The following is a 14,204-nucleotide window of genomic DNA, read 5'->3' as shown; positions in this document are numbered from 1 at the left end:
TAAGGAGGCATTTTATGGACAATAGAGGAGAAATTGTCATTTATCAGACGAAGGATGGGAAAACTTCCATTGATGTGAAGTTGGAGAATGAGACGGTGTGGCTCAATCAAGCTCAAATGGCGGAATTGTTTCAAACGGATAGAACTTCCATAGTGAAGCATGTTAATAACATCTATAAGTCGGAAGAGTTGGAGAAAGACTCAACTTGTGCAAAAATTGCACAAGTTCAGATGGAAGGGAATCGGACTATCAAGCGTCACATTATTTATTATAATCTTGATATGATTATTTCTGTCGGTTATAGGGTCAATTCCATGCGTGGCACCCAATTCCGTATCTGGGCGAACAAAATCCTGAAGGACTACCTGATTAAGGGTTACGCCATTAATCAGCAGGTCAAAGCTGCTCAACTGGAAGACCTGAAGAGCACCGTGCGTCTTCTTTCCAACGTCATCGAGCATAAGCAACTGACGCTGGATGAGGCTAATGGACTCTTGCGTGTGATTACCGATTATACTTACGGTCTGGATACACTGGATAAATACGATTACCAGCAATTGGAAGTAGACTCCACGACTCCTACTGAAGAATTTCGTGCCACCTATGAAGAAGCTATGGAAGCCATTCACCTTTTGCAGGAAAAGTTCGGAAGCAGTGATTTGTTTGGAAATGAAAAGGATCAGTCGTTCAAAAGCTCTATCAACACCATTTATCAGACATTCGGTGGAGAGGAACTTTATCCAAGCATTGAAGAAAAAGCCGCAATGCTTTTCTACCTTGTTGTAAAGAATCACTCGTTTAGTGACGGTAACAAGCGTATTGCCGCTTTCTTGTTTCTTTGGTTTCTGGAGAAGAACGGTATATTATATAAATCCGATGGCTCGAAGTTGATTGGAAACAATACGCTTGTGGCACTTACGTTGATGATTGCCGAAAGCCGGACGGAAGAAAAGGACGTGATGGTGAAGGTAGTAATCAATTTGATTAATAAGAATAATTGAATTTAGGTCTTATTAATGAGTGATATAGATAATGAGAGATACCTCGCTTCAAGGTGTCTCTCATTCTACCATAAAATAGGTTATTTTTTTGGGGGAAATTTATTATCAGGAATACCATTTTGCTGACGTCAGCAAAATGATCGGCAGTGTCTTCTTGGGCACTTTTTTCATACTCTTTACTTTATTGCTGTATAGTATTTGCTTCATCCTCTTTTATCTCCGCCTTGCCATAATATCCCGGCATCGGCACATAAATCGGATTATAATAAGTATTGATATTCTTCAACTTCTTCTCCTCCTCTTTCAGCCGTTTGATTTGCCGTGCGGCAGTGGTAGGGGTAAAGCCGCACAATCTTTGAAAGTCGCGACGGGTTAATACAGGGTTGCTCTTGAAGTAGTTTGTCAGCAATTTGTCTATCTCGTCATTTGAAAGGACAGCCGAATGGGGTTTCAGTTTACTTCGCTCCACATGAACAACACTGACTGACCTTTTCAGTTTGGCATCCGCTTTAAAGCTGATGTTGGCTTTGAGTTTTATCTGATTCGCTTTTAGTTTGGGCGAAGTGATAGGTTCTTGACTATTCAGCTTTATCTGGAAATAACCGATGCCATCCAGATGGACGCTTTGTCCTTCCCGAAGACGATCCCCCATAAAATGACTTAGGGATTCGAGAACAGACTTTACATCCCCTTCAGTTAGAGAAGTTGCTATCTGGATTTCTTTTGCCAGATAGTCTGTGTCAATGTGTTGGAAGTTGACTACACGTGCGTGATACACTTCCTTACCTTCCTCATCCTTGGGACGGGGAGTCTTGTACAATTCAAATTGTATTGCCATTATTTACTTGTTTTTGCCTTATACATTACTACGTATTTTAAATTTATCGTTGTAAGCCTATAAGGACATTGTTTTTTTGTTGTTGCGAAGCTAATCGATCATCTTCGGACTTAGAGGGAGGGTGTTATATAGCTGTTGTTTGTTTGCTATCAAGCGGCTTTTATAAGTTATCCTGCCTTTATTCTTGGACTAAGGCATAGGGATAGTTATCTTCCGGTGCCTTTATCATTAGTTTCCCACGGCCGTGGAGAGATCTCGTCATGGCTGTGGTAGTATCTTTCCACAGCCGTGGTAGGAATTCGCCACGGCCATGAAGAATGAACTATATCGGTAGCAAAGATAAACTATATCAGGGAGAAAAGCAAAGTATTCCTACTTGTTGTAGGTATTTATATGCCTTGTTCTATTTGATAGATATAGGGCAAGGGAGAATTAAACTATTTTACTGTGACAACTGTGGCATTGTCTGAAAAATATAGTTATATTTGTAGCGTGTCTTCAGAGAGAAGATATGTTTACTTTTGAATTGGAGAAAGTGTTTTTATTATCTGCTCCGTAAATCTGGTAAATTTAACACCTGCAGATAATAAGTGACCGGTCTCCACGTCCATGTTGTATATATATTTGTTATATATCTCAACGGGCGTGGAGCTATTGCTTATTATTCAGGTGTAGGCTTACCAGAGCCGTCGGAGGATAGTACAGTAATAGTTTCCGCGCCTTTTTTATTGGCAAACGGGAACACATAATTTAAAAATGATAGTTATGAGTAACTTTACTTGTTCCCGTTCCTGTCTGATGAAGCACGATTTAGAACGCTCCGTCGACAAGCTTAGTTTTATGAAAGAAAACTGGCCTAGCTTTGCAAATATTGAAAGTGTAGACCAATTATCAAAAGCTGAATTGCGGTGTTCTCTCTGTTTGTTGAATATAGTGATAGACGGACTGTCTAAAGATGAATTTTCATGTCCGAATAAAGAACTCATTCGTTTGGTCATCATGTATGTGTATATACAGGAAAGGTTCGATTTATGTGAGATCAAAGAACTGCATACTAAATTGGTGATGGCTCCTGTGAAGAAAAGAAAGAAATGGCTCTCTAAGTCATAGTTATTCAGGTTGTCTTTGCAAAAATGTGATGAAAGTAGTGCTTTTTGCGGTGATAGGTGACAGATGTGGTGATAGGTTGAAAAACAACCTATCACCGCCGGAAACCTCGATGAATAAGGTATTTGATTGTCGTCGGTGATAGGTGATAGAGAAAAGTGATTTTTTATATATGAGAAGAAGCTTATTAATGAAGAGTATTTTTATTCGGAGTATTCCATACTTTCGTCTGATCGCATACAATATCAATCCATTGGTCACCGCATTTGATCTTGAAATCTCCTTTTTCCAGTCTCCACTTACCGTCATATCCGACAAATGCCAAATCGCTTCCTTTTAGTTTCAACGTAACAGTCTTTGTCTCTCCCGGTTTCAAAGAGATCTTTTCAAAGTTCCGCAGACGGATATTGTCCGGTGTACTGCTTGCCACCAGATCTTTAGAGAATAACAACACACTTTCTTTTCCGGCAACTTTGCCCGTATTGGTTACATCAATCGTGAATATCAGCTCATCATCGGCATTGAAAGTCGGTTTGTCTACTTTTAGGTTATTATATTTATAATTGGTATAGCTTAATCCGAAGCCGAACGGCCATTGAATATCCATCACCGAATCATAATTGTAGTTACCTCCCATTTGCCCCATATTTTCACAAGGTTTGTAGTCATAAGTTGCCAAAGCGTTGATTAGGCGGGGATAAGTAAACGGCATTTTTCCACTGAAGTTGGCATCACCGGCCAATAAGTTAGCAAGTGCATCGCCACCATAATTGCTTGGCAGCATGATGTTGACGACAGCTTTTGCCAAAGGCTCTATGTCATTGATAATACGCGGACGTCCTTGGTTCAGAACCAAAACGATAGGTTTACCCGTAGCGGCCAGAGCTTTTACCAGATTGTGCTGATTTTCCGATAAGGTAAGATCCGTCAGGTTACCGGGAGTTTCGCAATAGGAGTTTTCGCCAATGCAGGCGATGATAATATCTGCCTGTGTTGCCGCTGCTACCGGTTTTTCAATTTCCGGTTTGTTTTCTTCCCACCAGTTATCGTTTTTGTAAGGAGCATAGGTGACTCCCGGTTCGTAGATAATATTCTCTTTTCCGTATTTCTCACACAAAGCCTCGTAGATTGTATGATATGCCTGCGTGTAATCATCGGCAACGTGTCCCTGCCAGCTATACGACCATCCGCCATTCAGGCAACGCATGGAGTTTGCGTTCGGTCCGGTCAGCAGAATCTTTTTGCCTTTCGCTATCGGCAGGGTATGTGCGTCATTCTTCAATAACACTTCCGATTCTTCGGCAGCCTGGAGGGCAACGGCAGCAAACTCCTTAGAACCGAACTTGTCATACTTCTTAATATCCCAATACGGATTGTCGAATAATCCCAGACGATATTTCAAACGCAACACACGGGCTACTGCATCGTCGATGCGCTCCATAGATACCTCTCCTTCTTCAACCAACTCTTTCAGATAATCGCAGAAACTCACTTCATAAGGAACCATTGACATGTCGATTCCGGCATTGATGGCAATCTTGATAGCTTCTTTCTTGGTGGCAGCAATATGATCCCGTGTGCAGAGATTGTTTATGTCCGCCCAGTCTGTTACAATCAGACCGTCCCAGTTCAAGTCTTCTTTCAGCCATTCGGTCAGTAATTCACGGTTGGCATGAAAAGGCAGGCCGTTGTCAACGCCGGAATTCACCATCACGCTCAATGCACCATGACCCACGGCAGCCAGGAAAGGAGCGAAGTGTTTTTCACGCATATCGCTGCGTGAGATGGAAGAAGGAGTACGGTCTTTCCCGGAAACGGGTACACCGTAACCCATATAGTGCTTCATACAGGCAGCTACATGGTATGCTCCGATGCGGTTCGGGTCTTCTCCCTGAAATCCCTTTACGGCCGACACGCCCATTTCTGCATTTACATAACAATCTTCTCCATAGTTCTCCCACATACGTGCCCAACGAGGGTCACGACCTAAATCGACAACCGGGGCAAACGTCCAGGGGATGCATCCTGCTTTGGTTTCATAAGCAGATATTTCGGCACTTTTCCTTGTCAGTTCCCGGTTGAAAGTGGCTCCCATGTTGATGCCTTGCGGAAACATCGTTCCGTCCAGCGTGTAGGTCGTTCCATGAATCTGGTCTACTCCATAGATGCACGGGATACCGATTTCTTTCATTGATTTCTCCTGTATCTGCTTGATGGCTTCCGCCCACTTCTCCTTCTTCTGTGCTACTCCCAGAGGGACATTCAGTAGTGAGCCTACCTTATATTTACCGATAACCGTGTCGAGCATCGCCTCGCTTAGACAGAATCCTTTCTCACGGCTGGTTTCAAGGTCAGACACCACATCAATGGTGATTTCACACATCTGACCGATCTTCTGTTCGAGAGTCATTTTTTGAAGCCATTTCCGGATGTTAGCTTCAATAGCCGGATCGGTTGGGATGGCGGGAGGGGTAGCCTGCGCGTGAGTTGTAAGGCAGGTACCGGCAAAGGCTGATACTAATACCATTTTCTTAATGCTTTTCATGAGTTGATATTTTTAGAGTGAGACTTAAAATCTACCACAAATGTAGAAAGATTTGCAGTCACTCGAAAGGGCGAAATACAATTGAATACATATGATGCCCCAATAAGATACATTCTGTGCGTATGGGGAAAACATTTGGCAGACCGGGTGTAAACGAAATACCATGTCTCCTTGAGGGAAAACATCTACTTTTGTATCGTCGGCCGGCAAAAGATGTTTAACTCTTAAATTATATGATATGCGAAACGCTTTATTCCTTATTTTCATCTCGCTTTGTTCTGTATGCAAATCATCGGCTCAAGGTTACAGTAATCCTGTAATTTCCGGTTTCCATCCCGATCCGAGTGTTTGCAAGGCAGGGGATGATTATTATTTAGTCAACAGCAGCTTTCAATATTTCCCCGGAGTGCCTTTGTTTCATAGCAAAGACCTTGTGCATTGGGAGCAGATAGGAAACTGTCTGACCCGTCCGTCCCAGCTTGATCTGACTAATGCCAATTCGGGAAGCGGTATTTTTGCTCCTACCATTCGTTACAATGATGGAGTGTTTTACATGATTACGACTAATGTTTCCGGTAAAGGGAATTTCCTGGTGCATACTACTGATCCCCGTAGTGAATGGTCGGAACCTGTCTGGCTCGAACAAGGAGGCATTGATCCTTCGCTTTATTTTGAAGACGGCAAATGTTTTATGGTCAGTAATCCGGATGGATACATCAACCTGTGTGAGATTGACCCCCTGACAGGCAAACAGCTTTCTTCTTCCAAACGAATATGGAACGGTACCGGGGGCAGATATGCCGAAGGTCCGCACATTTATAAGAAAGACGGCTGGTACTATCTGCTGATTTCAGAGGGCGGTACGGAATTGGGACATAAAGTAACGATTGCTCGCAGTCGTTACATAGACGGTCCTTATCAGGGAAATCCGGCAAATCCTATTCTGACCCATGCCAATGAGTCGGGACAATCCAGTCCGATTCAGGGAACAGGGCATGCTGATCTGGTGGAAGGCACTGATGGTTCTTGGTGGATGGTTTGCCTGGCATACAGAATTATGCCGGGAACTCATCATACATTGGGACGTGAAACGTATCTGGCTCCGGTGCGTTGGGATAAGAATGCCTGGCCTGTGGTCAATGCCAACGGAACTATTTCTTTGGAGATGGATGTAACCACTCTGCCTCAACAGGAAATGAAAGGCAGACCGGAACGGATAGGCTTTAAAGAAGGAAAACTTTCTCCCGAATGGATTCATCTGCAAAATCCGGAAGCGAAGAATTATATTTTTACCAAAGATGGCAAACTTCGTTTGATAGCGACTCCTGTTACGCTAAGTGACTGGAAAAGTCCTACCTTTGCCGCCTTGCGACAGGAACACTTTGATATGGAAGCATCCGCTCCGGTAGTCTTGCATAAAGCGGAAGCAAATGATGAAGCGGGACTTTCCGTTTTTATGGAGTTTCATTCTCACTATGATTTATTTGTCCGTCAGGATAAGGATCAGAAACGTTCTGTTGGTTTGCGGTATAAACTGGGAGAGATTACTCATTATGCCAAAGAAGTTTCCTTGCCAACCAGTGGTGAAGTGGAACTGGTGGTGAAGTCGGATATCAATTACTATTATTTCGGTTATAAAGTGAATGGAATATATCATGATTTGGGTAAGATGAATACTCGTTATCTAAGCACTGAAACAGCAGGTGGATTTACCGGAGTTGTCTTGGGACTTTATGCTGTATCAGCCTCTAAAGAATCAGAGATGTGCGCTGATTTTGGGTGCTTTAAGTATAAAGGAAAATAGGAAGAAAACAAATGAATCCCCTTTATAAAACAAATTCACCCCATCGTTTCCAAAACGCTCCCTATATGAATAACATTACAGAAGCGAAGTTACATACCGAATATATAATTTTGCAGTGTAGAAAACAATATGTTTTAAATTAACTATTAAACAATATACCATGAGTAAACACTTTTTTAGAAAATGCACATTTGTGCATCTCTTTAGCTTTTCGGTAATCATTCTATTATGTTTGCCGATAATGGCTGTGAAGGCTGCTCCTTCACAAACTTCAACTGTCAGTGGTGTAGTTATCTCGGCTACTGATGAGTTGCCTCTGGTGGGGGTCAGTGTCTTGGTGAAGGAGACAGCCAATGGAACGATAACCGATATGGACGGAAATTTCAAGCTGAATGTGGTATCCGGCCAGACTTTAGTCTTCTCTTATATAGGATACGTTACGCAGGAAATCGTTGTGACGGGTCAGAAATCGCTCAATGTAATATTAAAGGAAGACACCGAAATCCTTGATGAAGTAGTGGTGGTGGGTTATGGTGTGCAGAAAAAGAAACTGGTGACCGGTGCAACGGTGCAGGTGAAGGGTGAGAGTCTTGCCAAGATGAACACCAATAGCCCTTTGCAAGGTATGCAAGGACAGACACCTGGGGTGAACATTTCTTCCACTTCCGGTCAGCCGGGCTCGGATATGAAAGTCAGTATTCGTGGTCTGGGTACTGTCGGAAATTCCAGTCCGCTGTATCTTATTGATGGTGTGGGCGGCGATATTTCCACTTTGAATCCTGCTGATATAGAAAGTATCGATATATTAAAGGATGCAGCTTCGGCAGCTATTTATGGTGCACAGGCTGCCAATGGTGTAGTGTTGATTACCACAAAATCGGGCAAGGAAGGAAAGGCGCAAATTTCTTTTGATGCCTATTATGGTGTGCAGACTGTGGCACGTAAGATAAATATGCTGAATGCGAAGGAATACATGACCATTATGGACGAGCAGGCTGTTAATTCCGGAAATGCGCCTTACAACTGGAGTTCGTTCCGGAGTATTTATGATGCCAATGGAAATGTACACGACACTGATTGGGTAGACTCGATGTTTAAAGACAATACCAGGACGCAGAGTTATACATTGGGTATCACCGGAGGTTCGAAGACTTCCACTTATGCCTTATCGTTGGGATATATGAGTCAGGAAGGAGTAGTGGGCGGTAAGGACGTTTCGAACTATGAACGTTACAACTTCCGCGTCAATTCCGAGCATAAGATATTCAAGGATTCGGATTTGCTGAAAGTGGGCGAGCAGGTCAGCTTCGTCTACAAAATGAACAATGGTATTTCAGTATCCGACCAATATAACAATACTTTGCGCGGCGCATTTGCCACTTCGCCGCTTGCTCCAATCTATAGCGATAACAATGTTTATGATTCTTCTTATAACGATACATCGAACTCCGATTGGTATAACGGTGACGGCAATCCTTACGGCTTGATGATGACCAACAGCAACAACAAGAACAAGACGGCAACATTCTCCGGCAATGTATATGCCGAACTGCAACCGGTCAGGAACTTGAAGTTGAGAAGCGTATTCGGGGCGGTGTACGGTTCTTCGGAATATCGTAGTTTCAATCCGCTTTATCAATTCTCAATTTATACTTATAATACGACTCGTACATCAGCCACCCAAAATATGAATCATTCTTTAGGAATGACTTGGACCAATACGGCTGCTTATGACTGGACATGCGGCAAACATGCATTCAATGCTTTAGTCGGAATGGAAGTATATCGCTATTCCGGTACTTACCTGCAGGCCAAAACCGGTGCATTGAGAGAAGGCTTTGACGACTGGGATCATGCCTATGTAGGTAATGGTACAGCTTCGAGCGCCGACGACGGAATGTCTGTCGATGGATATCCGCATGATGAAAGTCGCTCCGTTTCTTATTTTGGACGTTTCGGATGGAACTGGAAAGAAACTTATATGCTGAATGCCACCTTGCGTGCTGATGGCTCATCGAAGTTTGCACGTGGCAACCGTTACGGTGTATTTCCATCTATATCTGCAGGATGGACTCTCTCAAATGAAAAGTTCATGGAGAATACTCAGAATTGGCTTGATTATCTGAAGTTGCGTGCAAGTTGGGGGCAGGTCGGCAATCAGAACATCGATAATTACCAGTATACGGCTCCTATCACCTCTTCCAATACCCATTACATCTTCGGAACAACTGATGGTGCTCCGGCACAGTCCGGTTACTGGGGGGCGTATCCTAGCCGTCTGGCCAATGAGAACGTAACTTGGGAAACCTCGGAACAGACCAATATAGGTATTGACGCACGTTTCTTAAAAAGCCGTTTGAGTTTGACCGCCGATTTCTATATCAAGACAACTAAAGATTGGCTGGTGGAAGCTCCTATTCTGGCTACGGCAGGAACGGGTGCACCTTTTATCAACGGCGGCGATGTGAAGAATACAGGTTTTGAACTGGCTTTAACCTGGAATGACCAAGCAGGTAAAGATTTCAATTATAATATTGGTGTGAACGGTGCATATAACAAGAATAAGGTAGGGAATATTCCTACTGAAGATGGTATCATTCACGGCAAAATCAATATGTTGTATGATAATACACCGGAGTTCTACCGTGCACAGAATGGTCATGCTATCGGTTACTTCTGGGGATACGAAACTGCCGGTATCTTTCAGAACAAAGAACAGATTGCCAACTGGAATGCCGACGGAAAGCATGGCATCCTGCAGGCCGACGCACAAGCGGGTGACGTTATCTACGTAGACCAGAATCAGGATGGAATTATCGACGATAACGATAAGGTGGATTTGGGCAATGGCACTCCCGATTTTACCTACGGATTCAATGTCGGATTTAACTACAAGAATTTTGATTTCTCATTGGTAGCCTATGGAGCCGCTGGCAATCAGATTGTGCAATCGTACCGTAATCATGCCAATAGCAAGGCTAACTATACGACTGCCATCCTGAACCGCTGGACCGGAGAAGGAACCTCCAACCGGATGCCTCGTGTGACGGATACTAATATCAACTGGCAGTTCTCTGATCTTTATCTGCAAGATGGTGATTACCTGCGTATTAGTAACATCACCTTGGGCTACGACTTTGCCAAGCTGATTAAACTCAAAGCTATCAGTCAGGCCCGTTTGTATATTCAGGTACAGAATGCGTTTACTTTCACCAAATATGATGGCATGGATCCCGAAATTGGTTACGGAACCTCCGACTGGGTATCGGGTATCGACTTGGGGTATTATCCTCGTCCGCGTACATTCCTCGTTGGTGTCAATCTGAAGTTCTAATTTATAACCTTAAAAAAATCAGAGAATATGAATAATATGAAATTATATATAGTGGGAATGGGACTAGCCGTGATGTCACTTACGGGATGTACGGCAGGCTTTCTGGATGTGGAATCGAAGAAAGAATCTACTACCGGTAACTTCTACCGGACTGAGAGTGATGCGTGGCGGGCATTGATAGGGTGTTATGATGGCTGGCAGTGTACTACGTCCAGTCAGGCATGTGCTTTTTATTTTGCTTCGCAAATCATGGCGGACGAGTGCTTTGCCGGTATGGGAAATACTGACGCCCGCAACTATCAGGTGATAGATCGCTTCGATGCTACGCAATCTCCTTCCGATATGAACTTGCTGGAAACGGAATGGACCAACTATTATGCAGCAGTGTATCGATGTAATGAACTTCTGGCTCATGAAGGTCAGATATCCTGGACAAGTGACCAGACGAGAAATACTTATATGGGTGAATGTCGTGCCTTACGCGCCTTGTGTTATTTCGATATGGTCCGCCTTTGGGAAAATATTCCCTTATTCACTGAACCTGTGAATGAGAACCGTGCACAGGCCAACCCGGAAGAGGTGTACAATCTTATCTTTAGCGATCTTAAGTTTGCTGCGGATAATATTCCGGCAGGTGCATACCCTAAAAGTGCAGCTGCTTCGAATGACGGTCATATAACCAAGTTTGCTGCTGAAGCGCTGTTAGCTCGCGTTTACTTGTTTTATACAGGCTATTACGGTAAAGAACCTCAGGTAGAAGGTGTCACCAAAGCTTCGGTATTGCAGGGATTGGAAGATTTTATCTCTGTTGCGGAGACCGAAGGCTACGGGCTGGTTGAAGAATTCAAAAACTTGTGGCCGGCTGCTTCCACTTCATGGAGCCGAAATGCGGCGACAGGTGATTATACACAGACTACAACCTATGCCGGAAAAGGTAATAAGGAGGTGGTATTGGCACAGAAATTTAATTATACGCAAGACTATGACGGAAATAATGATGGAAACCGCTGGCTGGTCTATATGGGAATACGTAGTTATTTGAATCATGCACCTTACGGAAAAGGATGGGGAGGATGTACGGTCAATCCCAAAATGTGGACTGTCTATGGTGCAGGTGATGCACGTCGTGAAGCTTCTATCATCAATCTGGATAGTGAAGGTATCGCCGATGATTCGGAATATGCAAAATCATATGCCGACCAACGTGAATACACCGGATATGCGGTAAAGAAATATACTCCGATGTCGAAATGGGTCAAAGATGAAAAGTCCGGTGCATGGTCGCTTGTTGATGAAGTTTCCGGTTTAGGCAAAGGCGATTTCCAGATTTCACAATATCAGGATTTCATTGTGATGCGCTATGCTGATGTGTTGTTGATGGCTGCTGAATTAGGAAGTCCGAGCGCACAGGCATATCTCAATCAAGTACGTCAGCGTGCTTATACGGTGAATGATGGTAAGGGAAACTTGTCGGTTTCAGGTGATTATCGGGAAGTTGCGGTCACAAAAGAAAATATAATAAAGGAGCGTATGCTGGAGTTTGCTTTTGAAGGACAGCGTTACTGGGACCTGCTGCGTCAGGGTGTGGATTATGCCGCTTCGCAGATTGCAGGCACTACGTCGGTTGTCAGCGGGGGAAATCCCGAGGATGTAAGCATTACAGTTTCGAATATTACCGGCAAGCGAGGTTTTTCTCAGATTCCGAATAATCAGATTACACTTTCGAATGGCGTTTTGAAACAGAATGTAGGTTGGTATTAAAAAATGGAAGTTATGAATAAGATTGTATCAAAGTTATATATAGCATTGCTGGCAACGCTCGTCACATTGTTGTCGGCATGTACTCCCGAAACTTATGAATTGGGAAGTCAGGATATCGTTTCGGATGATCTGGCTGAAGGAATTGCTTTTTCGATCACGCATGATGCGGTGAATCCGAATATTGTTTATCTGAAAAGTCTGATGCCTTCAAGTTATCAGGTATGTTGGGAACATCCGCAAGGGCGGAGTCAGAGTGCGGAAGTTAAGTTGCAGATGCCGTTTGAGGGGGAGTATAGCGTGAAGTTCGGTGTACAGACACGAGCCGGAATAGTGTATGGTCCCGCTGCAAAGTTTTCCATCGACAGCTTCTGTGCTGAATTTGTGAATGATGCTTTATGGACTTATTTGTCGGGAGGGGTCAACAATGAGAAGGTTTGGATTTTCGATAACGGCTCGTATGGCTTTGCTGCGGGTGAAGTGACTTATGCTGATCCGAGCACGACCGTAGAGTGGAACAACTGGAGTGCCAACTGGGATCCGGGCGTCGGTCATTCGGGAGATGATGCCATCTGGGAGAGTACGATGACTTTCGGTCTGACTGGCGGAGCGAATGTGACAGTTTATAATTCTTCTTCACAGAGTACAACCGTAGGTACATTTATGCTCAATGTGGACGATCATACCATCACGTTTACTGACTGTGAACTGTTGCACACGCCTTCATGGTCGGACAGAAGTACGAACTGGAACCGGAATCTGAAGTTGCTCGAACTGGATGAAAATCATCTGCGAATCGGGGTGATGCGTGACAATAGTGAAGGACCCTGGTGGTTGATATGGAACTTTGTTTCAAAAGAATATGCCGACAATTATGTGCCTGAAGATAAACCCGATCCGGAACCGGTATTGCCTGACGGATGGGAAGACATGGTATCAGAAGTCGTGACCACAGAAATCAAATGGACGATGTCGCCTGATGTTCCGTTCGACTGGGCAAATCTGGATGGTAGCCTGATGAATAACTTTACGGCCGGTAACTATCCTGATTGGGCAGCTCCGGTCAGCGGATTGGAGAAACTTGCTTTGACTTTGAATTCAAGTACGATGACATATTCCCTTATTTTGCCCGATGGTACTTCTTCGGACGGAACCTATAGTTTGGATAAAAAAGGTGTTTATACCTTCAGCTTGCCTTTGCCTGCCTATCACATCGGAGGTGGTGATATTATGTTTGGAGCAGATGCTAACAACCAACTCCGTATCTTAAGTATTGAGAGTGTAGGAGGATCGGTGATGGGTATGTGGCTTGGTGCACGCAGCTCTGAAAAGGATGAATACCAGGCTTATCATTTTGTGCCCAATGCCGGGGGAAGCACAGAACCGGAGGCAACCACTATTACTGTTGACAACAATAAATTGGTGTGGGGACATCTGGAGAACGATAAGAATAATTTCCGTATCGAACTGTACAATCAATATGGTCAGACTGCGTCTGCATCTCCGGTTGATCCGGCAAGCATTGTGTTCGACTATTCAATGGAACTGACTTTCACTATTAGCGGACTGAGTGGCGATGCGGCCACCAAGGAATATAATGCAGGTCTGATGTGTACGGCAAGTGGTTGGTGGCCTAGTTATTCGGGTACGAGTGATGTAAAAGTGAAAGGCAACGGTACTTATACTATCAACATTAAACCAGAAGCGGCATATAACGGTGTAATCGTATTTGTGATTGATATCATTGATATGTTCAGTGACATTGCAGAACCGGATAAAGTGAACGTTACTATAGATACTTTAAGAATCTTGTAATT

8 protein-coding genes are annotated in these 14,204 nt (G+C 43.8%); 6 read left to right on the top strand and 2 right to left on the bottom strand.

Annotation, left to right across the window (positions count from 1 at the left end; all coding sequences use genetic code 11):
* Positions 1-14 precede the first annotated feature (14 nt).
* Positions 15-1,001: a RhuM family protein gene (gene rhuM, locus NXV01_RS03630; RefSeq protein ID WP_074556558.1), complete on the top strand. Its 987-nt coding sequence runs from the start codon at positions 15-17 to the stop codon at positions 999-1,001.
* A 181-nt stretch (positions 1,002-1,182) separates the two neighbouring features.
* On the opposite strand, the gene NXV01_RS03625 is transcribed toward rhuM, so the two are convergent.
* A complete protein-coding gene (locus tag NXV01_RS03625; RefSeq protein ID WP_148366840.1) occupies positions 1,183-1,839 on the bottom strand; it encodes an HU family DNA-binding protein in 657 nt (218 codons plus the stop codon).
* 765 nt (positions 1,840-2,604) lie between these two features.
* On the opposite strand from NXV01_RS03625, the gene NXV01_RS03620 reads away from it, so the two are divergent.
* Complete coding sequence (locus NXV01_RS03620) at positions 2,605-2,949, top strand: hypothetical protein (protein WP_217720871.1); 345 nt, start codon at positions 2,605-2,607, stop codon at positions 2,947-2,949.
* Between the two features lie 184 nt (positions 2,950-3,133).
* Here NXV01_RS03620 and NXV01_RS03615 read toward each other — a convergent pair whose 3' ends face one another.
* Positions 3,134-5,491, bottom strand: a complete 2,358-nt coding sequence (locus NXV01_RS03615; RefSeq protein WP_259021734.1) for a glycoside hydrolase family 3 N-terminal domain-containing protein — start codon at positions 5,489-5,491, stop codon at positions 3,134-3,136.
* 238 nt (positions 5,492-5,729) lie between these two features.
* On the opposite strand from NXV01_RS03615, the gene NXV01_RS03610 reads away from it, so the two are divergent.
* The 4 genes from NXV01_RS03610 to NXV01_RS03595 all read left to right on the top strand — a co-directional run bounded on the left by NXV01_RS03610 (position 5,730) and on the right by NXV01_RS03595 (position 14,202).
* A complete protein-coding gene (locus NXV01_RS03610; RefSeq protein ID WP_259021733.1) occupies positions 5,730-7,295 on the top strand; it encodes a glycoside hydrolase family 43 protein in 1,566 nt (521 codons plus the stop codon).
* A 241-nt stretch (positions 7,296-7,536) separates the two neighbouring features.
* Positions 7,537-10,629 carry a SusC/RagA family TonB-linked outer membrane protein gene (locus NXV01_RS03605; RefSeq protein ID WP_370540797.1) on the top strand — a complete coding sequence of 1,031 codons (3,093 nt, stop codon included), beginning with the start codon at positions 7,537-7,539 and terminating at the stop codon, positions 10,627-10,629.
* Positions 10,630-10,656: 27 nt separating this feature from the next.
* On the top strand, positions 10,657-12,390 hold the full coding sequence (locus NXV01_RS03600; protein WP_259021732.1) for a RagB/SusD family nutrient uptake outer membrane protein: 1,734 nt from the start codon (positions 10,657-10,659) through the stop codon (positions 12,388-12,390).
* Between the two features lie 12 nt (positions 12,391-12,402).
* Positions 12,403-14,202, top strand: a complete 1,800-nt coding sequence (locus NXV01_RS03595) for a hypothetical protein (RefSeq protein WP_234133151.1) — start codon at positions 12,403-12,405, stop codon at positions 14,200-14,202.
* Positions 14,203-14,204 lie beyond the last annotated feature (2 nt).

Source organism: Bacteroides sp. BFG-606, assembly GCF_024788145.1.
GTDB lineage: Bacteria > Bacteroidota > Bacteroidia > Bacteroidales > Bacteroidaceae > Bacteroides > Bacteroides vicugnae.
The sequence above is the reverse complement of the archived record's forward strand: the minus strand, read 5'-3'. Positions and strand labels throughout refer to the sequence as shown.

Bases quoted from the DNA above. Each gene is read 5' to 3' on its own strand.
- NXV01_RS03595 (WP_234133151.1), top strand. From the start codon at position 12,403: ATGAATAAGATTGTATCAAAGTTATATATAGCATTGCTGGCAACGCTC.
- NXV01_RS03605 (WP_370540797.1), top strand. From the start codon at position 7,537: ATGGCTGTGAAGGCTGCTCCTTCACAAACTTCAACTGTCAGTGGTGTA.
- NXV01_RS03625 (WP_148366840.1), bottom strand. From the start codon at position 1,839: ATGGCAATACAATTTGAATTGTACAAGACTCCCCGTCCCAAGGATGAG.
- NXV01_RS03620 (WP_217720871.1), top strand. From the start codon at position 2,605: ATGAGTAACTTTACTTGTTCCCGTTCCTGTCTGATGAAGCACGATTTA.
- NXV01_RS03615 (WP_259021734.1), bottom strand. From the start codon at position 5,491: ATGAAAAGCATTAAGAAAATGGTATTAGTATCAGCCTTTGCCGGTACC.
- NXV01_RS03600 (WP_259021732.1), top strand. From the start codon at position 10,657: ATGAATAATATGAAATTATATATAGTGGGAATGGGACTAGCCGTGATG.
- NXV01_RS03610 (WP_259021733.1), top strand. From the start codon at position 5,730: ATGCGAAACGCTTTATTCCTTATTTTCATCTCGCTTTGTTCTGTATGC.
- rhuM (WP_074556558.1), top strand. From the start codon at position 15: ATGGACAATAGAGGAGAAATTGTCATTTATCAGACGAAGGATGGGAAA.